This window comes from Ruegeria sp. ABV4_181, assembly GCF_056158465.1.
In genome coordinates, this window is the sequence record NZ_JBSWTI010000006.1 from 368,293 (window position 1) to 392,055 (window position 23,763).

The window sequence follows — 23,763 nt, forward strand, 5'->3', positions numbered from 1 at the left end:
AACGGGCAAAAAACGCGATGACCCAGGGACCTTCAGTCGTCATTTCGTGCGGTCGATTTCATCAGGGATAAACACCATGTCGACATGCAGGTTCGGCTAACCCGCTCTCTTCTGCCCTTAGTTGGTTTACGAATGCCACCATCAACCAAAAAGCGCGCGGCAACTGACGGCGATCAGACAAACCTGTTCACATAGTTCTCCAGAATTTCCTGACGCCCCGATCGCGGAGCCGGGTTGATGTTCTGCGACAGGACGCGCGCGGTGATGTCTTCCAGGCCCGAGGACAGCATGGACTGTGCTTCCGCTGAGGTCCAACCTGCGTACCGGTTTGTCAACGCAGCATCCAGTCCACCGTCTTCGATCATTGCCGCTGCGGCTTTCAGCCCTCTGGCACAGATATCCATGCCACCGATATGCGCGGCAACCAGATCCTCGGCATCAATTGACTGGCGGCGTATTTTGGCGTCGAAATTCGTTCCGCCAGTGGTAAACCCGCCCGATTTGAGAATGTGGTAATACGCCAGCGCAACCTCGGGCGTGTTGTTCGGGAACTGATCTGTATCCCACCCTGACTGATAGTCGTTGCGGTTCATGTCTATCGAACCCAGCATTCCCTCGGACGTCGCCACGGCAATTTCATGCTCGAAACTATGGCCGGCAAGGATGGCGTGACCCTGTTCTAGGTTCAGCTTCACCTCATCTTCCAGCCCATATTTTCTGAGGAACCCGATGCAGGTGGCGGCATCGTAGTCATACTGGTGTTTCGAAGGTTCCTGCGGCTTGGGTTCGACCAAAATGGTGCCGCTGAACCCGATCTTGTGCTTGTACTCGACCACCATGTTCAAAAAGCGTCCCATGTGATCAAGTTCGGATTTCATATCCGTGTTGAGCAGGGTTTCGTACCCTTCGCGGCCACCCCACAGCACATAGTTCTCGCCGCCCAGTTTGTGGGTCGCGTCAATGCAGGATTTCACGGTCGCGGCTGCAAAGGCGAAAACCTCGGGGTCGGGATTTGTACTGGCACCGGACATCCAGCGGCGGTGGCTGAACAAATTGGCCGTACCCCACAGAAGCTTTGTTCCTGCCGTCTGCATCTTTTCACCGATATAGTCGGTGATTTCCTCCAGCGTTCTCAGATTGTCGGCGAAATTGCCCTGCTCGGGTCTGATATCTGCGTCATGCCAGCAAAAATATGGTTGGCCGAGAAGTTCAAACATCTCAAAGGCGATGTCGGCCTTCAGCCGGGCGCGGCCCATGTCGTCCTGCGGATGCCAGGGGCGTTCGAACGTGGGTCCGCCAAAGGGGTCGCCGCCTTCCCAGGCAAAGGAGTGCCACCAGGCAACGGCAAACCGAAGGTGGTCTTCCATCCGTTTGCCCATGACGACCTCGTCCGGGTTGTAGTGGCGAAAGGCCAGCGGGTTGCTGCTGTCCACGCCTTCATACCGGACCTTTTCGATCCCTTCGAAGAAACCGCTTGTCATTCCTGCCCCCTACTCTGCTTTCTGACCTGGTTGTTTGCCGAGAATGATCATCGACAACAGGTCGTCGTCTGTTACGTCGGCGATATCGACCGTTCCCACCAGTTTGCCGTTTTTCATCACTGACGCGCGGTCGCACAGTTCCATGACCGCGTGCACATCATGGTCGATCAGGAAGATCCCGATACCCTGCGCCTTGAGCTGGTGGATCAGGTCGGCCACCATTTGCGTTTCATGCGGTCCCAGGGCCGCGGTGGGCTCATCCATGATCAGGATGCGCGCGTTGAAATAGACAGCCCGGGCAATGGCGACGGATTGCCTCTGCCCGCCGGACAGGGCCGAGACAGGATCGTTGAATTTCTGAAAATTCGGGTTCAGCTGCGCCATGATCTTGCGGCACTCGGCCTCCATCGCGGCGTCGTTGACCAGGCCGAAGGGCGTCGTCATCTCGCGCCCCAGGAACAGGTTTGACGTCGCATCCAGATTGTCGGCCAAAGCCAGCGTCTGATAGATCGTCTCGATATTGTTGGCCCGCGCATCGCGGGGGTTGCCGATCTCAACCGGTTTGCCGTCGATCAGAATCTCGCCGTGGTCCATCTGATAGGCACCGGACAGAACCTTGATCAGCGTGGATTTCCCCGCCCCGTTATGCCCCAGAAGGCCGACAACCTCACCCGGGTAGAGATCGACAGAGACATGATCGACCGCCTTGATACCGCCGAATGAGATCGAGATGTCGCGCATTTCGACCAGGGGTGCGGCACCTGACCCGCGACCGGTGTTCGAAGGCGTCTTTTTCGTATCCTGAACCTGCATCACTTAGCCCCCAATCGCTTGCGGTAGACGATGTCGATAAATACGGCCAGCACCAGAACGCTGCCGACGACGATGTTCTGGAACGGTGCATCGACCCCCACCATGGCCATCCCGGATTGCAGCGCCTGCATGATCAGTGCACCGAGGATCGCGCCATAGATGGTGCCGATGCCGCCCGACAATGCCGTTCCGCCGATAACCGCAGCGGCAATCACGCGCAGCTCGTCCAGCGTGCCGATATCATTGGAATGGTTGGCCAGCCGGGCCGAGGCGACAACGGCTGAAACGGCGCAGAGAAACCCCATCAGGGCGAAGATTTTGACCGTCAACAGGCGGGTGTTGATGCCTGAAAGCTCGGCCGCATCCGGGTTGCCGCCGGTGGCAAAGATATATCGGCCAAATCGGGTCTTACGGGCCACAACGGTCAGGGTCACCGCAACAATGATCAGGATGAGGACCGAGATTGGAATGCCGTATCCAACGACCAACCCCTCCGGCATCGTTTCGCCGCGGGCTTCAAACATGCGTTGCAATCTGCGGGTCGGGATAGAGTAGCTGTTGACGATAAAGACATATCCCAGGATCGCGACCGCGATGACGCCCGCCAATGTGGATTCCGCCCAGACGGGTTTGACGGGGAAGCCATGCGCAGCTTTCGCACGCCGGCCGCTCCACAAGGCCCAAATGGCGACGGCCGTGGCAAACAATCCGAACAGCCAGCTTGTCGTTGCGCCCAAAGTTCCGTTGGTGCCGCCGAACATCAGGAATGTGCTGTCCAACGGCCCGATCGTTTGCCCGCTGGTCAGATACCAGGCAACGTTCCGCCAGACAAGAAACCCGCCAAGCGTCACGATGAAGGCGGGGATCGTCAGGTAACCCACCATCCAGCCGTGAAACGCGCCGATCAGTGTGCCGACAAACAATCCGACGACTATGGTGATCGCCCATGTCGCCGGGTTGTTCAGCCCCAGCCCCAACATATGCGGCAGCAGTTCGGTCTGTGTCATTGCCATCACCGCCGAAGTCGTCGCCAGCAGCGCGCCGACCGACAGGTCGATATGGCGGGTGACGATGATAAACACCATTCCGCAGGCCATGATGGCCACAGATACCGTCTGGATCGACAGGTTGAACAGGTTTCGGGGCGTCAGGAATCGCCCATCCGTGACGATGTTAAACCCGATGCACAGGATGACAAACGCGCCGATCATGCCCAATAGCCGCATATCCAGTTCCAATTGCTGGAACAGGCTGGGTTTGGCTTTCTGAGGTACCGGCTGAGACGAAGTTTCGGTCATTTCCGATCTTTCAAATTCAGCAAATATCCCCGGCCCGTCGTTGCGGGCCAGGGATGATGGGTTCAGTTACAGGGGGCGGGTCCGTTTTCGACGCCCTGACACAGGTCCTCCAGCGGAATCCATCCTGCATCCACAACAACCGACAGGTTGTCCTTGGTGATCGGAACCGGTGCCAGGAAGACCGAATTCATCTCGGTCCCACCGGGCGATGTCCAGCTTACCGCACCATCAACGTCGGACGGGCTGGTGCCGCTGCTCAGGGCGACGGCGATTTCACCCGCTGCCTTGCCAAGCTCGCGGGCATCCTTCCAGACCGACACGGTTTGCGTGCCAAGCGCAACCCGGTTCAGCGCCGCGTGGTCGCCATCCTGACCCGAGACCGGAATGCCTTCCATACCCTGCGCGGTCAGTGCAGCAACGACGCCGCCGGCTGTCCCGTCATTCGAGGCAACAACCGCATCAACGTTGTTTTCGTTCGCGGTCAGAATCTGTTCCATGTTCCGCTGGGCGTTGGCCGGAAGCCAGCCATCGGTATAGGCCTCTCCCACGATCACGATATCACCGCTGTCGACCGCGCCCCCGATGATCTCTTGCTGACCACCGCGCAGGAAATCAGCGTTGGGGTCAGTGGGCGATCCCTTGATCATCACGTAATTGCCCTTGGGCATCGCCTCGAACACAGCGCGAGCCTGCATCCGCCCAACTTCGACATTGTCAAAGGTCAGATAGAACGCGCGATCATCTTCGATAAGGCGGTCATAAGCGATAACCGGAATCCCCTCATCCGCAGCGGCCTGAACAGCCGGTCCGATCGCCTGCGCATCCTGCGCCAGAATGATCAGGGCGTCCACGCCCTGCGCGATCAGGCTTTCGATGTCCGACAACTGTTTTGCGGATGACGACTGTGCGTCCGCCGAAATGTACTCGGCGCCACCGGCTTCCAGTGCGGATTTTATCGCGGCTTCATCCGTTTTCCAGCGCTCCTCCTGGAAATTGGACCAGCTGACGCCGACGACCGGTTCTGCGAACGCTGTCGAGCCCAACAATGCAACCACAGCCGAAAAGCTGAGAATTCTTTTCATGACTTCCTCCCGTTTGCCGAGCCATCGTATCTCGATTCGTGACTCTCAGAATTTTGAATATCATATTTATTTTAGCTAGTAAAATATTTACTCTATCAGAACCTGCGGAAACCCAATAAATTGGGGCGAATACCAGAATCAGGGGAACAAGATGCTGAAAAGCAAAGATTCTCAAAACTCCATGGACCAGCGAAACGTGACCCGGCTGAGGGTTCTGGAACACATCCGGACCAGGGGTTCGACTTCGCGGATCGACATCGCCAGCGCGTTGCAGACAAGTCCGGCGACGGTCACGGCAGCCACGGCTGATCTTATCTCGGCCGGCCTGATCAAAGAGATCGAAGGTGAACAGCAATCGAAAACCGCGAAAAGGGGACGACCCCGCGTACTGCTTCAACTGGACGGCGGCACCCACCTGGTCGCGGGTCTGAAGGTTGCGCGTCACGTCTTGTCGGTGATCCTGGTGGATTTCGAAGGCACCTCTGTTACCTCGTACAAACATCAGCTGCCCGACGCCCAGATGACACCGGAAGTATTCGTAAAGACCATTCGAACCGTGCTGGAAGAAGCCTGCGCCCAGATCGACGGGACGCTTGAAAACCTGTCAGGCGTCTCAATCGGCGTCGCCGGTCTTGTCGACGCCAACCGGAATTTTGTGCACTGGTCGTCATCCCTGACGGAAAGAAATGTCGATTTCAGCCAGCTGCTGTCCACCGCCCTGCCCTGCCCGGCCTTTATCGAGAATGACGCCAACCTCGTGGCCAAGGCAGAACAGCATTTCGGCTTTGGTAAGGGTCTCAGAAACTTTCTGGTGGTCACGATCGAACATGGTGTCGGCCTTGGCATCGTGCTGGACGGCAAGCTGTTTCGGGGGGAACGGGGCTGCGGTGCCGAATTTGGGCACGCCAAAGTTCAGCTGGACGGTGCGCTGTGCCAATGCGGCCAGCGTGGATGTCTGGAAGCGTATGTCGGAGACTATGCGCTGATCCGGGAAATGACGGTCGGCGACCAGAGCAAGAACACCAGTACGGTCGCCGATATCCACGACCGGGCCGGCGCCGGAGACGAAATGGCAATCTCTGTCCTTGCTCGAGCGGGCCAGATGTTTGGTCTGGGAATCTCGAACCTGATCAACCTGTTTGACCCCGAGTGCATTATTCTTTCCGGGGCGCAGATGGGGTTGGAACACCTGTATTCCGAAGACGTGATGAACCGTATCCGCAGCGGCGTGGTGAATGTTGACACCCCGCTGCCGGAAATAAAGGTTCATCACTGGGGCGACCTGATGTGGGCCAAGGGTGCAGCGGCATACGGCATCGAACAGGTCTCGATCCTCAAGGTGAAAGAACTGGCCAAAAATGCGTCCTGAACTTTTTATCCTCATTGCCTTTGCCTCAGCAGCCAGCGCCGAGGTCCGGACCCCCCAATTCACGCCGGTTGACATAGAGGAACATGTCTATGACGGCGCCTGGGAGCATTTTGTGGGCGGCGGCGTGGCCGTTTTCGATTGCGACGTGGATGGCCTGCCCGAGCTCTTTGCGGCAGGCGGTGCCAATCCATCCAAACTGTTCCGGAACATATCAGGCGACGGCGTCGCGTTTCGCGCGGACACCCCGGATCAATTGGCCCTGACCGGTGTCACCGGTGCCTACCCGCTGGATATCGACGGGGATGGCCTGATGGATCTGGCCGTTCTGCGCGTCGGTGCCGATCTGCTTTTGAAGGGCGCACCGGATTGCGCATTCAGCCCCTTTGACGCTCTCGGCTTTCAGTCAGGCGATTATTGGACAACCGGGTTCTCAGCAACCTGGGAGGCGGATCAGACCCTGCCCACGCTGGCCTTCGGTACATATGTGGACCGCAGCAACCCCGACGGACCGTTCGAAGCCTGCGGGCCAACGGTTTTGTATCGGCCGGATGGGGACAAATATCGCCAACCGGAAACCCTTGAACCGGGCCATTGCTCTTTGTCTCTTCTGTTCTCAGACTGGTCGCGGACCGGCCGGGCGGACCTGCGTGTCAGCAATGACCGCCACTATTATGTGCGGAACGGACAGGAACAGCTTTGGGCGATGGAGGAGATACCCGTTCTTTATGCGCCCGCGGACGGATGGCTGCCCTATTCGATCTGGGGCATGGGAATTGCCTCTCGGGATCTGACCGGCGACGGCTTCCCCGAGGTCTATCTGACATCGATGGGCGACCAGAAACTGCAGGTGTTCGATCCTGAAGCAGGCGGCCCGACCTGGCGCGATGCGACCTATGACAAAGGCACCACGGCGCATCGGCCACATGTCGGTGAAGATGGCCGCCCATCGACCGGCTGGCATGCACAGTTTGGCGACGTCAACAATGACAGCCTGGACGATATCTTCGTGGCCAAGGGAAATGTTGAGCAGATGCCGGACGCGGCCTTGAGCGACCCCAACAACCTGCTTTTGCAGAACACGGATGGGCGGTTCGTCGAAACCTCGGTTCAATCAGGTGTTGCGTCGATGGCAAAGTCGCGGGGCGCGGCGTTGGCCGATCTCAACAATGACGGATGGCTGGATCTGGTGGTCGTCAATCGCGGCGCGGCACTTGAGGTTTTTCAGAACCAGCCCGGGACGGGAGGTTGGTTGTTGGTGGATGTTGCGCAGCACCATCCGAACCGGTTCGCCATCGGCGGCTTTATCGAGGTCAGAACCGCATCGGGCGTCCAGACCCGCGAAATCACAGTCGGCGGCGGGCATGCCAGTGGCATCGCGGGGCCTCATCATTTCGGGATGGCGGACGCAGAAACAGCCGAGCTACGGATTATCTGGCCCGACGGCGAAGCCGGTGAATGGCAGGAGTATGACCTCGACCAGACCCTTCGGATTGAGCGATGATCAACGCTCGACCGGCAGACCGCTCGGAACGCTGTCCGGAACGCCCAGCCGCACGGCCGGGTCTTCCAGACTGCCCAGAAAGCTGAGGATCGCGTCAACTTCCCGATCCGTCAGGCTGATCTCGGTCAGGTCCCCGGTTCTGGCGATTGCTGCTACATGCTCGGCATCCATCAGGGGCCGTTGATCATCCGAGCCCGGAAAATCCGGCAACAGCGCCATGTCCAGAGAATAGCTGCGCAGCGCATCCGCGGGGTTCAGGTGATGACGCACAATGTCTTCAAGCCGCGCATATGCACCGTTATGCCCGTAAGGCGCGGTAAGGGTCACATTTCGCAGGGGAGGTGTGCGGAAAGTAAAGGCGTCCTCTGTGTTGCCGGTCACCCGCAGGCGGCCGTCATCCCGGACATGGTTTTCAAATCTGGCCGCCTTCCCGGGGCCGATCTGTGGCAGCGCGATGGAATGAAAACTGTGATCCGTTTGAAACCAGCCCGAATGGCAGGCGCTGCACCCGGCCTTACCATAGAATAGCTCCATCCCGATCCGGGCTTCTTCCGGCAACGTCGCCTCGCCCCGCATCGCACGATCAAACGGGCTGTTGTCGGCGCGCCATTCGAAGGCGATGAAATCCGCAATCACATTGGCGATGGCTGTGAACGTGATCTCTTCCCCGGGGGACACCCGCGCAAAACGATCCCGATACTCGGGGATTGCCGCGACGCGCGCCGCAATCAGATCCCACGCACCCCCCTCCTGCGTGAGCAGACCAAGCCTTACCGCCTTGCTCACGTCATTTTCAGAATAATGGCCCGCCATCTCATCAGGCGACAGAACCGGAAACATCGCCTGAGCGGCCAGAGCAGATTGAAAACCGGGTCTCATATGTTGGCCGAGCGGCGTGCGGATACCGTTGGGTTTTGTCGGGTCGGCCTCAAGCCGCCCGTCATGGAAAAAGGATTTGAACTCGGTGGCACCCAGATTCCACAGGCCCGGGGAATTGCGCGGGATGCGCTGTTCCGGCGGGTTGTCCGGGTCGAACCTGCGCTTTGTCCCAAGCCCGACCCCGCCCTCGCCGATGCCAAGCGAAAGGCCGTCTGACGTGCCCAAATCGGGGTGATGACAAGTTGCACAGCTGATGTTTTTGTTTCCGGACAAGATCGGGTCGTAGAAAAGCAACTGCCCCAACTCAACGGCCTCAAAGTCGGGCTCGGCAAATTCCGGGCGCGGTCCCAATTCCTGGGCAGCGACGCCAGAGCAAGTCGCAAGAATAAGACCCCAAACCGTAACTCTTGCCGCGAACCGCATATCTCTCCCTCGGTGGACTTCGGACTCTGTGTTGGACTGTAGAGTAATTCAGGTGAGCACGTCATCGGCGGAAACGTTGGGAAAATTGGATTCGGTGCGGTTTACGCCACATCCCCATCTGTCAGGGCTTGTCAAACCTAGTGCGCAAAAATGATTCTTTTTGCGCACTAGGTAGCGAAGTCAATTTTCACGATGACCAAACCACTCTAAAGACGCGGGCGAAGGATTCGCACAGACTGTGGCAGGATACCCTGTTTTCCTTTCGCTCTATCCCGCACCCAACCCGGTTTCGCCGCGAAACTACTCGAAATGTTCGGCGATCTGTTCCAGAAGCGATTGAGCATCTTCGGCCGAAAACTCCCGACCGCGAATGCGAATTCGCAACTCGTCTGCAGAAACTTCACCCGAGATTTTTCCTCCGCCCTGCAGGGATACCGACACCAGACGCTGCACCTGTTGCGGGCGGCCTCCGCGCGACGTGTCTTTTTCCGGCGCGGGCGCATCCTTCAATGCTGTCTCAAGTAAAGCCCATTCGGATTTCGGGTCCAGCGTCCCTGCCCCGGCCAGCGCCTGGCGAAGCTTTGCCTGCGCGCCGTCGCGCAACGCCGCGGCCAGCTTCAATCCTGCCTTCTCGGACAGCGCGACGGGATGTTGCAGCAAGTCGCCAAGGGCCTCGTGCACAACCGCAAAGCTGCGAACCTTGGACCGCTTTGCCTTCGATGCGGCCGCAAACAGCACATCGACCGCCGCCTCGGTCGTGGCAAATACTCCCTGCCCCGCCGCTAAAACCGATATCCGCCCACGCTCATACGGGCTGAGATTGGCACGCAGTTCATTCTCTTCAACCATTGAGACATAGGCACCCTGCCCCGATCCCGCATCGCGGATGAAGGCCGGGATCTCGGAGAACCGGGCGTCCGTTTCCACCAGCCGCCGGAATGCGTTCAATCGCCGGAACCCCGAGATCAGCCCCCAACCGTCACCATCGCGTGTGACCTCGATCGGGGTGCGCAATCCGTGGACCCGCAACGAGTCCAGAAGCTCAGCCATGGCCTCCTCATCCTCGACCATGCGATCCCGGCGAATGAAATCGGCGTCGATCCGATCAAGGGGCAGCATCTCGGCCACCAGCCCGGCATCCTGCGCATCACGCCAACGTGCGGCGTCACCCTGATCCTGCGCCAGCGCCAGTCGATCAGTCACGGCTGTCATGCCATTCAGGGTCGCCGCCTCTGCTGCAACCTGCGCTATGGGCGGGGTCGACGATTTCCCCTCGAACGGGCTGATCGAGGGTTTCGCGGCGAAACCGGCTTCAAGCTGTTCAAGCTCGGCTGTGTCCGGTGCGGTCAGTCTTCTGCGTTTAGCCATTTGCCTCTTCTCCCATCTGTGCGTCGCGCCACCAGCATCCGATCAGAACCTCTTTGAATTCCGCATAGGTCCGATCAAAGGTTTCACGGCCCCGCACATAAGTGTCCCGGTTGAAGTCCCGGTAATCCGCTTCGTAAATTCCGTTGACCTGCTCCCCCGCCTGACCGACCAGCGCGGTATAGTCCTGTCGGTAGGCATTCATGAAATCCCCAAAATAGGCCTGGATCACATTGGCCATGTCTGTTTGCTGACTGGCATCAAACCGGGTCACGATCGCCCTCACGACGTCCCACTCGAACTTCAGCTCCGGCAATCCGGCTGCCCTCTGGGCTGCATTCTCACCATCCTCAATGCTGGCAAAGGTGGTGTAGAGCATGTCGAAAAACCGCCCCGTTGAGTTGAACTCAAGGAAAGACGCCCCCAATGGCACCAGCAGGATATCGGCGGCGGCCAGTGCGTTGATCGTTAGGTACCCAAGTGCAGGAGGGGTATCGAGGAAGACGATGTCATAGTCATTCAATACACCTTCATCGTTCAGAAAGTTGGTCAGCCCGTCCCATAACGGCCAGCTGCGCAATCCCATGCGCCAAACCGGTATCTGAAACTCGGCCCAGTACAGGTTCAGCTGCGCGCCGATCAGATCGATATTCGGCCAGTGCGTCTTTTGAATCACGTCGCGGGGCAGGGTGTTCAACGCCTCCTGCAGGGTTTCATCCAGCGGAATTTCCGGCTGCGCCGCAGCGGCCCGCACCCGGTTTTCCTCTTGCACCGCCCGGGCATAGTCCTTGGCGATCAGCGGAAATACCGTTTGCCACTCATCAGCGACATTGCCGCCGAGAATGGACGTCATCGAGCCCTGGCTGTCGAGATCGATGACCAGAACCTTGTACCCGTCCAGAGCGGCAGACATGGCCAGATGCGCGGCGGTCGAGGTTTTGCCGACACCGCCCTTGAAATTCGCAACAGCGACCACCTTTGCCGGAAGTCCCTCCGGCCGGTAAGGCAGGTATTCCTTGGTGCTGACACCTTCGGCGGCAAAGTGCTTTCTGAGCGTCAGAACCTCTTCCAGCGTAAACCATTTGGAACCGGCCTCGCCTTCGCCCTGCGGCAGTTCGGGATGTGCTTTCAGAACCCGTCGGAGATGGGCAGGAGCAATGGGGATCAGGTACTTGGTAATTTCCCAGATCGAAAATCGGCGCAGGCGCTTTTCACCATCGGGTGCATAGCCGCGACGGGCCAGGTCTTCACGCCCCTTGGCGCAGAATGCCGCTGCTTTTGCGAATCGTGAGGTTCCGATAGGATCGGGCAACTTTGCCGCCGCGAGTTCGGGATCCAGATTCAGGTAAGGGGGCAAGGGAGGTTGGTTAGATTTATTCACTGTCGATGCCTCAGGTAATGTTCGCCTTACCGGCGTATATAGCTCAATATAGCGAACATCAGCATTCAAAGCTATCCTCTGTACGCGGGTTTTCCACAGAATTCGCCATAGAAGTCCGGTTTCGCCACGAAACCCAAAGAACGAAGCACACCAGGAAGAACAAAGAGTTTATTCTTTTTAGAGAGTTTAGATTCTTTACTCCCAAAAAGGCGATATATTTCAAACACTAAAATACAAATGGGTACCCGATTCCGGTGCGAAAGGCACCAGAATACAGGACTGAAGGTACCCGCTTACAGGAGAGATAGCGCCCGAATCCGGGAAGAAGGGCTCCGATTCGCAGGTTGCTGATTTTCTGTGACTTTTAGACCCTAATCCGGCATCGAACTGTACGCGATCCGAGGTGTTGGGACTCGGCATCCTGGATTGTCCCCGATGTTTCTGGGGATAACTCGACCGCACTCGCATTCAGGTACCCAAACACGGGATTCATGTGCCCCCGTATTTGGGTACCCAAAGAAGATTGATCCACAGGTACTTTTCATGCCACAAATACCAAAACGAGCAGCCAGGCAGAATCATGCCGGATACAGACCTGAACATGGATCACCTGACCGGGGCATTGCGCCGGGAGACGGTGAAAAAAAATGTCGCCGCGATTCATATCAGCGGAAAGCTCACGCTATTGCAGCGCAAGCTGTCCAATGTGCTTTTGCTGAACGCCTATGACGCCCTGACATCCGCCGCAACGCACACGATCGACGCGCGCACTCTGGCGATGATGGTGGGGTACAATTCCAACGACTTCGACACGTTGCGTGCCAGCTTGCGGGCGCTGGCGGAAACTGTGGCCGAGTGGGACATGCTGGACGAGCAAGGGCGCCAGGAATGGGGGGTGTCGTCGCTGCTGAGTTTTGCCAAGCTCAAGAACGGTGTGTGTGAGTATGCCTATTCTCCGGCATTGGCGCAGAAGCTGTACGACCCGAAAATCTATGCTTTGATCAATGTCCAGATCCAGAGGAATTTCAGCTCTGGTCACGGATTGGCGCTTTACGAAAACTGCTATCGTTTTGTGCGAACCGGTTCGACCGGGTGGTGGGCGCTGGAGGTCTTTCGGAAGCTCATGGGCGTGGATGGCAGTGATTACTACAGCAGCTTCAAACATCTGAACGCTAAGATCATCAAGCCGGCCGTCGCCGAAGTGAACAAAAGCTCGGACATCCTGATCGAGCCCGAGTTTCAAAAAAAAGGACGCACCGTCACCGAGATTCGGTTTCTGATCAAGGGAAACCCGCAAAAGGCGATGTTCGAGATCGATGACAGCGATGGCGTCCGCAATTTGCAGGTATACAAAACGCTACGCAAGCAAGGGGTATCGGACCGGCTGGCCCGTCAATGGATTTCGGAACACGGTGAAGATTACGTTCAGCAGAAGCTGGACTATGTCACCGGTCAGGATGGGGTGAAGTCCACGGTCGGGTATCTGTCTGCAGCCTTGCGCGACAACTATCAGCAGCCGGAAAAGGACGCGCGCCAGGAACCCAGCCCCGAAGCGGTTGAAGCTGCGCGGCAGAGAGACGCTGAAAAGGCGCTGGAGGATCAGGCCTATGCCGCGCGTGCGGCGGATCGGGCAGAGCGGTCCCGTAAATTCAAAGTCGTGGAAGAGCTGGTTTCGCGGCGAAACCCCACGCAGCGCGATGCGGATAAACGGCTGTTCCTTGCCGGTCTGGACAATGATCTCGACCGCGAACATTTCCGCGCGCATGGGTGGCGTTCGGGACTGAATGCCGCCGCCATCTTTGAATTCTGGCAGGAACTCGAACCCGACGCCTTTGAACCCATCCATTAACCATCGCACATGAGGCACCTGAAGCAGCCCCTCATTTCGTCACCGGTTCTTCATCGCGGAACGCAGCGCATCGCCAATTGCGCTGTTCTGCTCATTTTGCCCGGATTTTGCGCGTTGCGATCCGTTGCGTTTTGAATGACCTGTGCTCTTCTTTGGGCCCTGACTGGCACGATCCTCACGGGCTGAGGCCCCGCCATCCTTGCGCATGGTCAACCCGATCCGCTTGCGCGGCACATCCACAACGACCACGGTGACTTTGACAACCTGGCCGGTTTTGACCACCTCATGCGGGTCCTTGACAAAACGATCAGCCAGTTGACTGACATGCACCAGACCGTCCTGATGCACCCCGATATCCACAAACGCTCCGAAAGCGGCGACATTGGTTACGGTGCCTTCCAGCACCATTCCGGGTTTCAGATCGGTTATGTCCTCGACGCCATCGGTGAAGGTTGCGGTCACGAAACTGGGTCGGGGGTCGCGGCCGGGCTTTTCAAGTTCGGCGAAGATGTCCCGCACGGTAGGCAGGCCAAAGGTGCCGTCGGCGAATTGCTCGGCCCGCAAACCTCTGAGCGCACCCTCGTGGCCCATGATCTGACGAATATCCCGGCCACAGGCGGAAACGACCCGCCGGGCGACCTCATAAGCTTCGGGGTGGACAGAAGAGGCGTCCAGCGGTTCCGAGCCGTCCCGAATGCGCAGAAACCCGGCGCTTTGTTCGAAGGCCCGAGGTCCGAGGCGCGCAACCTTCAACAGATCGTGGCGCGACTGAAACGCCCCGTGCTGATCGCGGTGCAGGACGATGGCTTCGGCCAGACCGGGGCCCAGACCCGACACATGAGAGAGCAGGGGCGCAGATGCCGTGTTCAGGTCGACGCCTACCGCGTTGACCACATCCTCGATCACCGATTCCAACGATTGCGACAGACGATGCTGATCCACGTCATGCTGGTACTGACCGACGCCGATGGACTTCGGCTCGATCTTGACCAGTTCGGCCAGCGGGTCCTGCAACCGTCGGGCAATCGAAACGGCCCCGCGCAGCGAGACGTCGAGGTCGGGAAACTCGCGGGCGGCCAGTTCAGATGCAGAGTAGACCGACGCGCCGGCCTCGGACACAACGACCTTGGTGGGCGTGGCGACAGACTTCGGCAGCAGTTTCAGGGTATCCGCAACCATCTTCTCGGTTTCCCGGCTGGCCGTACCGTTGCCGATGGCGATCAGTTCTATCTTGTGGCTGGCGATCAGGGTCAGAAGGGTGGCCTGCGCGCCGCGCAGGTCGTTTTTAGGCTGAAAGGGGTACAGGGTGTCCGTTGCAACCACTTTTCCCGTGGCGTCGACGACCGCAGCCTTGACGCCGGTGCGAATGCCCGGGTCCAGACCCAGGGTCGCACGTGCACCGGCAGGTGCTGCAAACAATAAGTCTTTGAGATTTCGCGAAAAAACCTGAATCGCGTCGTCCTGCGCCCGGCACCGCAGGTCAGCCATCAGTTCGACCATCATCGACAGCGACAGCTTTACCCGCCAGGTCCATCCCGCCACTTTGCGCAGCCAGACATCGCCGGGACCGTCGCCGCGGGTTTGCAGTTGGGCCGCCACAATGGCTTCGGCCCGGGCAGCGCCGGCCTCGGGCTCGGGCGCAATGTCAAGTGTGACAATGCCTTCCTTCGAAGCGCGCAGCATGGCAAGCGCCCGGTGCGACGGTGTTTTGGCCCACAATTCGGTGTGATCGAAATAGTCGCTGAACTTCGTCCCTTCCTGTTCCTTTCCGTCGATCACCTTCGAATTCAGCAGGGCCTCGCGCTGCATGAAATTGCGCAACTCGCCCAGCAGGGTGGCGTTCTCTGTCAGTCGCTCGGCGACAATATCGCGGGCTCCGTTCAGGGCGTCGCGGACCGAGGGCACCGCTTCGGTGACGTAACCCTGCGCCATAACTTCGGGACCGGTGGCGCGATCCGCCAGGATCGCATCGGCCAGCGGCTCCAGCCCGTTTTCCCTCGCGATCATCGCCTTGGTGCGGCGCTTGGGTTTGTAGGGCAGGTAGATATCTTCCAGTTGCGCTTTGGTGTCCGCCTGCGCGATGGATTTGGCCAGATCGTCGGTCAGCTTGCCCTGTTCCCTGATCGAGTTCAGGATCGTGTCGCGCCGCGCTTCCAGCTCGCGCAGATAGGTCAGGCGGTCGGACAGCGTGCGCAGTTGCGTGTCGTCCAGCCCGCCGGTCACCTCTTTCCGATAGCGGGCAACGAATGGCACGGTCGCCCCTTCGTCAAGCAGCCTCACCGCGGCACCGACCTGTTCAGGCCGGGCATTGATCTCGGTGGCGATGGTGCGGGCAATTCGGTCCAAGGGGGCCTCCTGACTTTGGGTTGGAGGAGCTTCTTAGCCAGCGCCGGGAGCCAGGGGAAGGGGTCTTGGCGCTGCTATGCCTGATCAGCCAAAGCCCGCAGATCATCGTGCAGGGTTTTCGCAATCTCGACATATCCGCGGGCGGTGTTTCGGGCCCGGGCGGCAAAGCGCCGTTGCGAGGGCAGGCGGGCCCCCTGATCTGTGATATCGGCAAACAGGCGCTCGGCCCGGGCATCGTTTTCGGCAACGCGGCCCCCGCTGAACTGTTCCGGGTCAAAGGCGAGGATGATCTCGCCATGATAGGGCGCGCCACCTGCACCTTCCGCAAATGCCATGCTTTCCAGGCTGGTCAGGTCGTCGATCAGCGGCCCGGCCATCAGCTCGATCATGATCGACAGGGCCGAGCCCTTGTAACTGCCGAAGGTCAGCATCGCGCCGTCCATAGCGGCTTGCGGATCGGTGGTCGGGTTGCCGTGTTTGTCGATGGCGACGCCTTCGGGCAGGGGCTTTCCGGCGCGGCGATACAGTTCTATCTCGCCCCGGGCAAAGGCGCTGGTGGCGAAATCGAAGGTGAACGGGTCCTGTCCCTGACGCGGCCAGCTGAAGGCCAGCGGGTTTGTACCCAGACTTCCGCGCGTGCCCCCGGCAGGCGCCACCCAGGCGTGGCTGGGCACCATCGCCATCGCCGCCAGACCGGCTGCGGACAAGCGCTCTACCTCGGGCCAGAGCGCGGAAAAGTGGAAACAGCGGTTGATGGCCATGGCCGCGATTCCGTGTGTGCGGGTTTTCTCGATCAAATCGGGCAATGCCTTCTCGAAGGCCAGCAATGACATTCCACCTTGCGCATTCACCCGGACCAGGGCGTTGTCCGAAGGCGCAAGGACGGGTTCCGCGTGCCCGTCGATTTTTCCGGCCTTGATTGTGTCGACGCACATGAACAGGCGAAACAGGCCGTGCGACTGACAGTCGTCGATCTGGCAGGTGGTCAACGTGTTGGCGATCGCAGACGCATGATCCGGACCGAACCCGGATTTGGTCAGGATGGACAGGCTGAGATCCCGGATGTCATCCAATGTCAGTTTGACCGTATCGCCCATGCCCCGCTTCTCCCTTGTCTGAGGTGGGACAAGGGATAGCGTGGCAATGCAGGGATTGGAAAGCCCGGTTTCCGCCGGAACCCGGATCAGCCCTGCGTTTCGGCCCTCAGATAGGCGATGAGATTGGTGATGTCCTCGTCCTTCTTCAGGCCGGGGAACTGCATCTTGTTGCCGGGGACGGTGCCGCGCGGGTCGGACAGGAAGGCGGTCAGGGCTTCGGCCGTCCAGACGATGCCGGAGGATTGCAGCGGCTCTGAGAACCGGAACCCGTCGGCTTGCCCGGCCGTCGCTCCGATAATGCCATGCAACGAAGGGCCAACGGTATGGCGGTCCGGGTCCAGCTTGTGGCAGGCGCTGCATTTGCGGAATACTTTCTTGCCCGCTTTGACGTCGCCTGCGATATCAGCAACGGCAACCGGCGCAGCGGGTTCCGCTGCGGCCTGAGCGCCATCCAGGTTGAAGATCAACCGCGCGGTCACGGGCACGGTTCGGGTGATGCCAGGCAGGTCGGCCAGTTCCATCAGCTTATCGACGCCTGCGTTCACACCTGCATCCCCGGTGCCGAGGAACACCATATCGTTGGTTGATACCATCACCGATGTCTCGGACAGGCGCGCCACAAACATCTCGGCATCGAATGCGATATCCGTCCCGGCCAGCGACAACACGGCCTCGGCATCGACCGTGGTGGTCTCGCCAGTGCCAAGATGCGAAACTTCAGCCATATCAAAGGAGGCAATCAGCAAGGCGGTGTCCATCCCTTGGAACACATGCTCGATCATCCGCTCATTGCGAATGTCGATATTGGTCTCGATCGAAGACAGGTCGATCCGGATCTCGGCCTTGCCATCCGGCGTGACATGACCGCTGAGACCGGTGAAAGAATTGACCTCACCCACAGTGTTCTTCTTGATGGTGCCATAGGCCAGATGCGACCCCTCCGGCGACAGGGTCCAGCTGTCGGCAAGTATCGGGGTTGCAACAATTGACGACGCAATCGTGACCACCTTCAACAGAAGTTTCATTTCTTTCCTCCTCGGGTTATGTCAGTCCTGACCCCGCGGGCCCGGTCCGTGACAGACAAACACACACAGGTCGCGAATTATTCGATGGGTGGTGAGATAACTTCCGAACAGGCCGTGCGTGCCGCGATCCAGACGCATTCGAAACGCGTCTGGCGGTTCGGGCTTGCGCTGTCGGGGGCCTCGGACGTGGCGGATGACCTGCTGCAATCCACCTGCCTGCGTGCGCTTGAGCGTCACCATCAGGTAACCTCCTATGAACGGCTGGACAGTTGGCTGATGACGATCTGCCGGTCGATCTGGCTGAATGAGGTGCGGTCGCGCTCGGTGCGCAAGGCGCAGGCGCTGTCGGTTACTCCGGAAGCGGAATTAATTTCGTCCGGACCGGACCCGGAAACGAATATTTTCGCCGCCGAAGTGTTTACGAAAGTGATGCAGCTACCGGAAGCGCAGCGGGAAACGGTGGTGCTTGTATTCGTCGAAGGCTACAGCTACCGCGAAGCCGCTGCGCTGCTGGAGGTGCCGATAGGAACCATCATGAGCCGGTTGTCCAATGCCCGGCAAAAACTGAAGAACCTGATGCAGCATGACGCGGCGGACGCCGTTCGACGGAGTGGCAAATGAAGTTTTCCGACGAAACGCTACTGGCGTATCTGGAAGGCAATCTGGATGAGGCCGAGGCCGGCGCGATCGAAGCTGCCGTCGAGACCGATCCGGAACTTGAACGCCGCCTGATGGCGCTGGATCCGATTGCGCCGGTGGTCGGGGCCGTGTTCAGCCGCATACCCGCTGAAACACCGCAGCCCGATCTGCCCAAAACAGCACCTGCCAGCCCGGCGCAGCCTGCCGGAGGGCCGTTGCGGTTGCTGGCCGTTGCGGCCTCGGTCGCGGTTATCGCGGTCTCGGCGACCTATTGGGTGATGCGTCCCGAGCCGATGGGCTGGGCCGAACAGGCGGCCATTTACCAGTCGCTCTACGCGCCGCACACGATTGCCGAGCTGGACAGTTCGCCCAAAGCTCTGGACGCGCAGTTTGCGCAGGCCGAAGAACAGCTTGGCCGCTCGCTCAACCGCGCGGCGCTTGAGGCGCTGCCCGGCATGGAACTGAAGCGGGCGCAGACGCTTTCCTTCAGGGGCAAACCGCTGGTTCAGGTGGTATTTGCAGACGAACAGGGGCGACCCTTTGCCTTTTGCGTGATCCGTCAGGGAGAAGGCGCGCCGAGCCGGGATGTGAAACACGCTGTTCTCAGCGGGCTGGCTACCGCGACCTGGGCGCAGGACGGCTATGGTTACATGCTGATCGGCAGCGATGATCAGACGGATCTGGGCGGAGAGTTGGACATCCTGTCCGCAACTTTCGCCGGCTGATGCCCGGGAAGTGCCGAAAAGCGCCTTGTGAACCGGTGGAAATGTTCGAAATATACAGGGTATGACGTCGAACCCTGTCTCGCCTGATCCTGATGAGGACGCCGAAGCGATCGGCCCTCCGAGCATTTATGATGCTGACCCGGCCGAAGAGGACGATCTCTGGTTTCTTCCATCCGACGAAGGCGAACCTTCCGAAGATTTCCTGCCTCCGGGGCCAAGGACCGACCAGCGCCTGCTGTTCGATCCCCGAGACTGGCGCGCGGCGCAGTCGGATCTGTCGTTCGAGCTTGCCGATCTGGCGGTGACCTTCGGTGCATTGGATGAACGCCTGCGCGCCGGTCCCAAAGGGTGGGCACATCGTCTGGCATTGATGGACGTCTCGGACCTTGGCTGGTGGACCGGGGACCGGATCAGCGTGGACCGGCTGGCGTTGTGGACCGGCCTGCGGATCGGAGCAACCGGCGATGACGTTCAGGCGCTGTTTCGCGCCGGTTGGGCGGTGCGGCGACTGACATCGGGTCCGGGCCCGTCAGAAGGCGGTTGGGAATCCGGGCTGACCGCGTTTCTGGACCGGATGGCGCAGGGGATCGAGGAGATTCCCGATGCGGTCGCTGATCTGGCCGAGGTTATGCGCAATGCCGAAGGGTTGCATCCGGTCACCCAGGCCGCGATGGGGTTTCATGCGTGGCGGGCTTTATCTCCGGGGATCGGGCAGGATACCGAAGCCGCCATTATCGCCGCGCGCCACGCCGCGACGATGGGGCGGGGCGGGGCGATGTTCATGCCGCTGGCGCTGTCCGGTCCGGGCGCTCTGCGCGGTGTGGGAGAGCCGGCAGAGAAACTGTCTGCGTGGATCAGAGGGGTGGGGCAGGCCGCGCTGGCCGCGTTGCTGCATCTCGACCGGGTCAGCGCCTGGGAACGGCGCGCGCGCGAAGCCACGGCCGAACTCAGCGGACGAACGCCGCCCCTGCTTGTCGATGTTCTGACGGCATGGCCCATGGTTTCAGCCCCGCTTGCCCAGGAAAAGACGCAGGCATCGCGCGCGGCGGTCCAACGCAATATTGACCGGTTCACCCGGCGCGGCCTGATCCGCGAAGTGACGGGGCAGGGGCGTTACCGGGTTTGGACAGCGGCGCTGTAGTCCAGCAGCCAGTCGCGAAAGACGCGGGCGGCGGGGCGCAGCGCGGTGCGTGACGGGTAGATCAGGTGATAGGCTTCCTGCCCCGCGACCTCAATCCCGGGCAGGCAGGGGACAAGCCCCGACAGTGTCATGATCCGGTCCGAGGCGGGGGCGCGGGCCAGCGCAATTCCACCGCCACTTGCGGAAAGTTCCGCCGCCATCAGGGAATTGTCGGCAAAAAAGTATCGCGCCTGACCGGCCGGCAGTCGAAGGGACTCGAACAGATGTGGCCAACTGGCCCGGTGGGTCGACACTTCGATCAGCGGAAACCCGAACAGGTCTTGCGGGTGCGTGATCTGCTCTGCGATCTCTTGCGGGGCGACGGGATACAGGCGTTCGCGCAACAACTCGTCGCCTTCAGTGCCAAACAGGGTCGGATTGCCGAACACGATTTGCAGATCGGTGAAGCGGTTGGCGAAGTCTGATATCAGATTTCCTGTCGAAAGGGACAGGTTGATCTGGGGGTGGCCGGATTGGAAGGCTGGCAACCCAACCGCCAGAATCCCGTGCGCGTAGAGCAGAACGGATTGAACATATAGTCGCTGCGCACGCGTTTCACCGAACAGACCGGTGGTGGCGGTTTCCAGCATCAGCAGGGATTGCTGGACCGATGGCAGATAGGCGCGTCCGGCTTCCGTCAACGTCACCGCATGCGCATGACGATGGAACAGCGGGGTTCCCAGCCGGGTTTCCAGCGCCTTGACCTGCTGGCTGACCGCCGCGGCCGACATGTTCAGCTGCGCGGCGGCGCGCGCGAAGCTTTCGGTTCTGGCTGCGGCTTCGAACACACGTAGCCAGTTGAGCGAGGGGATACGCGACGACATAGAAGTAGGCTAAGCAAATCTTAGCCTGACCGGCAAGACAATACGTTCTGAGCTTTGGCGCCGCACCCATACACTTGCCAGCATCAAGCAAACACGATGAGCCCCCGCCATGTCAGACCCGGCCCTGCCACCGCGCCCCAAACGCAAGATCTGGAACTATACACCGCACCTGCCAATTCAGACATCGCCCTATTGGGACTGGCCGATGAAACCGCTGGCCGCGCTGAAATACCTGCTGCAAAGCTGGAATCCGCTGGCTCTGCGCGCGTTTCTTCTGATCTTTGCGATCATCACCTGGACGTTCCTGACGCCGTCACTGGCAAGGATCGAAACGTTCAGCTGGGATTGGGTGGCCGAGATTTGGTTCCGCAATTTCTGCATCCTGATGGTGGTCGCCGGCGGGTTGCATCTGGCGCTTTGGAAGTTCCGCACGCAGCAGGACGAGTACCGCTATGACATGCGCCCGATGATGAAAGGGACCAAGGTCTTTACCTTCAGAAATCAGGTCTGGGACAACATGTTCTGGACGCTTGGCCCGGCGCTGACCTTCTGGACGTTTTGGGAATGTTTGATCCTGTACGCCTATGCCAATGGCTGGGTCACGATGATCACATTCGGGTCAAACCCGGTCTGGTTTGTTGTGATGGTGATCTTTGTGCCGATCTGGGCAGGGTTTCACTTCTACTGGCTGCACCGCCTGCTGCATGTCGGCCCGCTTTATACAAGGGTGCATGCCTGGCATCACCGGAACATCAACACCGGCCCGTGGTCCGGACTTGCCATGCACCCGGTTGAAAGCTTTTTCCTGATGTTCGACACGATGATCTTCTTCCTGCTGCCGTCGCACCCGGTCCACGCGATTTTCCTGCTGTTTCACCACGGCATCGGCGCGCCGACCTCACATGCCGGGTTCGAGCATGTGAAACTTGGCAACAAGGCCAGGTTTCAAGTCGGGGATTTCTTTCATCAACTGCACCACAGGTTCTTCGATTGCAATTATGGCACGTGGGAAACCCCGTGGGACGAGTGGTTCAATACCTTCCACGATGGCACCGAAGACGGCAATGAACTGGTCAAGGAACGTCGCCGCAAAATCTGGCTGGCGGAATAATGGGGCAGGGCGGTCAGCGCCCGACGCCGACATAGGCGTCAAAGCCCGATTGCAGGGCTTTGCGTTTGGAATAGATGTTGCGCAAATCGACCATGCGGGGGCTTTGCATCGCCCCGGCCAGATCCGTCAGGTTCAGCGCACGGAATTCATTCCACTCGGTCAGCAGCACCACAGCGTCGGCACCTTTCGCGGCCTCGTATGGATCGCTAAGCCATTCGACCCCCGGCAAAAGCGCTTCGCCCTCGGACTTGCCCTGCGGATCGACGACGCGCACCTTTGCCCCGCCGCCGATCAGTGCCGGAACGATCGTCAGCGACGGCGCATCACGCATGTCGTCCGTATTCGGTTTGAAAGTAACGCCGAGGATGGCGATCGTCTTGCCGTTGAAACTGTCGCCGCAGGCTTCCCGGATCTTTTCGATCATCCGTTTCTTGACCTCGTCATTCACACGCATGACGGTTTCGGTGATCTGCATCGGATGGGCATGTTCCTGACCGATCCGGGCCAGCGCCGCAGTGTCCTTGGGAAAGCACGACCCGCCATAGCCGGGACCGGCATGCAGAAACTTGTTGCCAATTCGGCCGTCCAGTCCGATCCCGCGCGCCACCTCCTTGACGTCACCGCCGACGCGTTCGCACAGGCCCGCGATTTCGTTGATGAAGGTAATCTTGGTCGCCAAAAACGCATTGGCGGCGTATTTGATCATCTCGGCGCTTTCCAGATCGGTGGTCAGGATCGGAAAGTCGCGCAGGTAGAGCGGCCGGTAGATCTCGGCCATGACATCAGCCGCGCGATCGCTTTCAACCCCGACAACTACCCGGTCCGGGCGCATGAAGTCGTCAATGGCCGCGCCCTCGCGCAGGAATTCGGGGTTCGAGGCCACGTCGAACTCGGCATCGGGGTTGGCGGCGGCGACAACCTTCTGAACCTGTCGGTTGGTCCCAACCGGGACGGTCGATTTGGTCACGATCACGGTATAGCCTGTCACCGCCTGCGCGATTTCTTCGGCCGCCGCCATTACGTAAGTGAGGTCGGCGTGGCCGTCGCCGCGCCGGGTGGGAGTGCCAACGGCGATGAACACCGCGTCGGCCCCGTCGACAGCTGAGGCCAAATCGGTGGTAAAACTCAGGCGCCCGGCGGCGACGTTTTTCGCCATCAGCACGTCCAGGCCGGGCTCATAGATCGGAACTTCGCCCGTTTGCAGCGTCTGGATTTTCTGTTCGGCTTTGTCGACACAGATCACGTCATGACCGAAATCGGAGAAACACACACCAGAGACAAGCCCAACATACCCGGTGCCGATCATCGCAATACGCATACCTGAAAATCCTTTTTCGCGATCGTTGCCTTAGAAATGCATTCATTCAGGAAAGTT

Annotated in this window: 19 protein-coding genes; 7 read left to right on the forward strand and 12 right to left on the reverse strand. The window is 59.7% G+C overall.

Going from position 1 to position 23,763, the window contains the following annotated elements; all coding sequences use genetic code 11:
• Window positions 1-173: 173 nt before the first annotated feature.
• The 4 genes from xylA to xylF form a co-directional block, all read right to left on the reverse strand.
• Entirely contained in the window at window positions 174-1,481 is a 1,308-nt protein-coding gene (gene xylA, locus ACXAC3_RS21210; RefSeq protein ID WP_475164608.1) for a xylose isomerase, read from the reverse strand.
• 9 nt (window positions 1,482-1,490) lie between these two features.
• Complete coding sequence (locus ACXAC3_RS21215; RefSeq protein WP_475164609.1) at window positions 1,491-2,294, reverse strand: ATP-binding cassette domain-containing protein; 804 nt, start codon at window positions 2,292-2,294, stop codon at window positions 1,491-1,493.
• Entirely contained in the window at window positions 2,294-3,592 is a 1,299-nt protein-coding gene (locus tag ACXAC3_RS21220; protein ID WP_475164611.1) for a sugar ABC transporter permease, read from the reverse strand. Before ACXAC3_RS21220 ends, ACXAC3_RS21215 begins: the two co-directional genes overlap by 1 nt.
• Before the next feature lie 62 nt (window positions 3,593-3,654).
• Window positions 3,655-4,674, reverse strand: a complete 1,020-nt coding sequence (gene xylF / locus ACXAC3_RS21225) for a D-xylose ABC transporter substrate-binding protein (RefSeq protein ID WP_475164613.1) — start codon at window positions 4,672-4,674, stop codon at window positions 3,655-3,657.
• 151 nt (window positions 4,675-4,825) lie between these two features.
• On the opposite strand from xylF, the gene ACXAC3_RS21230 reads away from it, so the two are divergent.
• A complete protein-coding gene (locus ACXAC3_RS21230) occupies window positions 4,826-6,043 on the forward strand; it encodes an ROK family transcriptional regulator (protein WP_475164614.1) in 1,218 nt (405 codons plus the stop codon).
• Window positions 6,033-7,544, forward strand: coding sequence for a CRTAC1 family protein (locus ACXAC3_RS21235; protein ID WP_475164617.1), 1,512 nt, complete (start codon window positions 6,033-6,035; stop codon window positions 7,542-7,544). Before ACXAC3_RS21230 ends, ACXAC3_RS21235 begins: the two co-directional genes overlap by 11 nt.
• Here the strand turns inward: ACXAC3_RS21235 and ACXAC3_RS21240 are convergent, their stop codons facing one another.
• The 3 genes from ACXAC3_RS21240 to ACXAC3_RS21250 all read right to left on the reverse strand — a co-directional run bounded on the left by ACXAC3_RS21240 (window position 7,545) and on the right by ACXAC3_RS21250 (window position 11,592).
• Window positions 7,545-8,846 (reverse strand): cytochrome-c peroxidase, encoded by a 1,302-nt coding sequence (locus ACXAC3_RS21240; protein ID WP_475164618.1) that lies wholly within the window; start codon window positions 8,844-8,846, stop codon window positions 7,545-7,547.
• A 300-nt stretch (window positions 8,847-9,146) separates the two neighbouring features.
• Window positions 9,147-10,214, reverse strand: coding sequence for a ParB/RepB/Spo0J family partition protein (locus tag ACXAC3_RS21245; protein ID WP_475164619.1), 1,068 nt, complete (start codon window positions 10,212-10,214; stop codon window positions 9,147-9,149).
• The gene (locus ACXAC3_RS21250; protein WP_475164622.1) at window positions 10,207-11,592 is read right to left on the reverse strand and encodes an AAA family ATPase; all 1,386 of its coding nucleotides are present in this window, start codon (window positions 11,590-11,592) and stop codon (window positions 10,207-10,209) included. The genes ACXAC3_RS21245 and ACXAC3_RS21250 overlap by 8 nt, the downstream gene beginning before the upstream one ends.
• Before the next feature lie 580 nt (window positions 11,593-12,172).
• Here ACXAC3_RS21250 and ACXAC3_RS21255 point away from each other — a divergent pair.
• A complete protein-coding gene (locus ACXAC3_RS21255) occupies window positions 12,173-13,441 on the forward strand; it encodes a replication initiation protein (protein ID WP_475164623.1) in 1,269 nt (422 codons plus the stop codon).
• Between the two features lie 39 nt (window positions 13,442-13,480).
• Here ACXAC3_RS21255 and ACXAC3_RS21260 read toward each other — a convergent pair whose 3' ends face one another.
• The 3 genes from ACXAC3_RS21260 to ACXAC3_RS21270 all read right to left on the reverse strand — a co-directional run bounded on the left by ACXAC3_RS21260 (window position 13,481) and on the right by ACXAC3_RS21270 (window position 17,909).
• Window positions 13,481-15,787, reverse strand: coding sequence for a Tex family protein (locus ACXAC3_RS21260; RefSeq protein ID WP_475164624.1), 2,307 nt, complete (start codon window positions 15,785-15,787; stop codon window positions 13,481-13,483).
• Between the two features lie 74 nt (window positions 15,788-15,861).
• Window positions 15,862-16,884, reverse strand: coding sequence for an Ldh family oxidoreductase (locus ACXAC3_RS21265; RefSeq protein ID WP_475164627.1), 1,023 nt, complete (start codon window positions 16,882-16,884; stop codon window positions 15,862-15,864).
• Window positions 16,885-16,970: 86 nt separating this feature from the next.
• The gene (locus ACXAC3_RS21270) at window positions 16,971-17,909 is read right to left on the reverse strand and encodes a c-type cytochrome (protein ID WP_475164628.1); all 939 of its coding nucleotides are present in this window, start codon (window positions 17,907-17,909) and stop codon (window positions 16,971-16,973) included.
• 48 nt (window positions 17,910-17,957) lie between these two features.
• Here ACXAC3_RS21270 and ACXAC3_RS21275 point away from each other — a divergent pair, with 48 nt between their 5' ends.
• The 3 genes from ACXAC3_RS21275 to ACXAC3_RS21285 all read left to right on the forward strand — a co-directional run bounded on the left by ACXAC3_RS21275 (window position 17,958) and on the right by ACXAC3_RS21285 (window position 20,414).
• Window positions 17,958-18,530: an RNA polymerase sigma factor gene (locus ACXAC3_RS21275; protein WP_475164632.1), complete on the forward strand. Its 573-nt coding sequence runs from the start codon at window positions 17,958-17,960 to the stop codon at window positions 18,528-18,530.
• Window positions 18,527-19,273, forward strand: a complete 747-nt coding sequence (locus ACXAC3_RS21280) for a hypothetical protein (RefSeq protein WP_475164636.1) — start codon at window positions 18,527-18,529, stop codon at window positions 19,271-19,273. Before ACXAC3_RS21275 ends, ACXAC3_RS21280 begins: the two co-directional genes overlap by 4 nt.
• Before the next feature lie 61 nt (window positions 19,274-19,334).
• Window positions 19,335-20,414 carry a helix-turn-helix domain-containing protein gene (locus ACXAC3_RS21285; protein WP_475164637.1) on the forward strand — a complete coding sequence of 360 codons (1,080 nt, stop codon included), beginning with the start codon at window positions 19,335-19,337 and terminating at the stop codon, window positions 20,412-20,414.
• Here the strand turns inward: ACXAC3_RS21285 and ACXAC3_RS21290 are convergent.
• A complete protein-coding gene (locus ACXAC3_RS21290; RefSeq protein ID WP_475164640.1) occupies window positions 20,387-21,277 on the reverse strand; it encodes a LysR family transcriptional regulator in 891 nt (296 codons plus the stop codon). The genes ACXAC3_RS21285 and ACXAC3_RS21290 overlap by 28 nt on opposite strands.
• A 109-nt stretch (window positions 21,278-21,386) precedes the next feature.
• On the opposite strand from ACXAC3_RS21290, the gene ACXAC3_RS21295 reads away from it, so the two are divergent.
• Window positions 21,387-22,388: a sterol desaturase family protein gene (locus ACXAC3_RS21295; RefSeq protein WP_475164642.1), complete on the forward strand. Its 1,002-nt coding sequence runs from the start codon at window positions 21,387-21,389 to the stop codon at window positions 22,386-22,388.
• A gap of 13 nt (window positions 22,389-22,401) precedes the next feature.
• Here the strand turns inward: ACXAC3_RS21295 and ACXAC3_RS21300 are convergent, their stop codons facing one another.
• On the reverse strand, window positions 22,402-23,706 hold the full coding sequence (locus ACXAC3_RS21300) for a UDP-glucose dehydrogenase family protein (protein WP_475164643.1): 1,305 nt from the start codon (window positions 23,704-23,706) through the stop codon (window positions 22,402-22,404).
• Window positions 23,707-23,763 lie beyond the last annotated feature (57 nt).

Excerpts from the sequence above, each read along its gene's own strand:
- ACXAC3_RS21280 (WP_475164636.1), top strand. The coding sequence starts at position 18,527 with ATGAAGTTTTCCGACGAAACGCTACTGGCGTATCTGGAAGGCAATCTG.
- ACXAC3_RS21290 (WP_475164640.1), bottom strand. The coding sequence starts at position 21,277 with ATGTCGTCGCGTATCCCCTCGCTCAACTGGCTACGTGTGTTCGAAGCC.
- xylA (WP_475164608.1), bottom strand. The coding sequence starts at position 1,481 with ATGACAAGCGGTTTCTTCGAAGGGATCGAAAAGGTCCGGTATGAAGGC.
- ACXAC3_RS21270 (WP_475164628.1), bottom strand. The coding sequence starts at position 17,909 with ATGAAACTTCTGTTGAAGGTGGTCACGATTGCGTCGTCAATTGTTGCA.
- ACXAC3_RS21235 (WP_475164617.1), top strand. The coding sequence starts at position 6,033 with ATGCGTCCTGAACTTTTTATCCTCATTGCCTTTGCCTCAGCAGCCAGC.
- ACXAC3_RS21255 (WP_475164623.1), top strand. The coding sequence starts at position 12,173 with ATGCCGGATACAGACCTGAACATGGATCACCTGACCGGGGCATTGCGC.
- xylF (WP_475164613.1), bottom strand. The coding sequence starts at position 4,674 with ATGAAAAGAATTCTCAGCTTTTCGGCTGTGGTTGCATTGTTGGGCTCG.
- ACXAC3_RS21300 (WP_475164643.1), bottom strand. The coding sequence starts at position 23,706 with ATGCGTATTGCGATGATCGGCACCGGGTATGTTGGGCTTGTCTCTGGT.
- ACXAC3_RS21215 (WP_475164609.1), bottom strand. The coding sequence starts at position 2,294 with ATGCAGGTTCAGGATACGAAAAAGACGCCTTCGAACACCGGTCGCGGG.
- ACXAC3_RS21265 (WP_475164627.1), bottom strand. The coding sequence starts at position 16,884 with ATGGGCGATACGGTCAAACTGACATTGGATGACATCCGGGATCTCAGC.
- ACXAC3_RS21285 (WP_475164637.1), top strand. The coding sequence starts at position 19,335 with ATGACGTCGAACCCTGTCTCGCCTGATCCTGATGAGGACGCCGAAGCG.
- ACXAC3_RS21245 (WP_475164619.1), bottom strand. The coding sequence starts at position 10,214 with ATGGCTAAACGCAGAAGACTGACCGCACCGGACACAGCCGAGCTTGAA.
- ACXAC3_RS21240 (WP_475164618.1), bottom strand. The coding sequence starts at position 8,846 with ATGCGGTTCGCGGCAAGAGTTACGGTTTGGGGTCTTATTCTTGCGACT.
- ACXAC3_RS21220 (WP_475164611.1), bottom strand. The coding sequence starts at position 3,592 with ATGACCGAAACTTCGTCTCAGCCGGTACCTCAGAAAGCCAAACCCAGC.
- ACXAC3_RS21230 (WP_475164614.1), top strand. The coding sequence starts at position 4,826 with ATGCTGAAAAGCAAAGATTCTCAAAACTCCATGGACCAGCGAAACGTG.
- ACXAC3_RS21295 (WP_475164642.1), top strand. The coding sequence starts at position 21,387 with ATGTCAGACCCGGCCCTGCCACCGCGCCCCAAACGCAAGATCTGGAAC.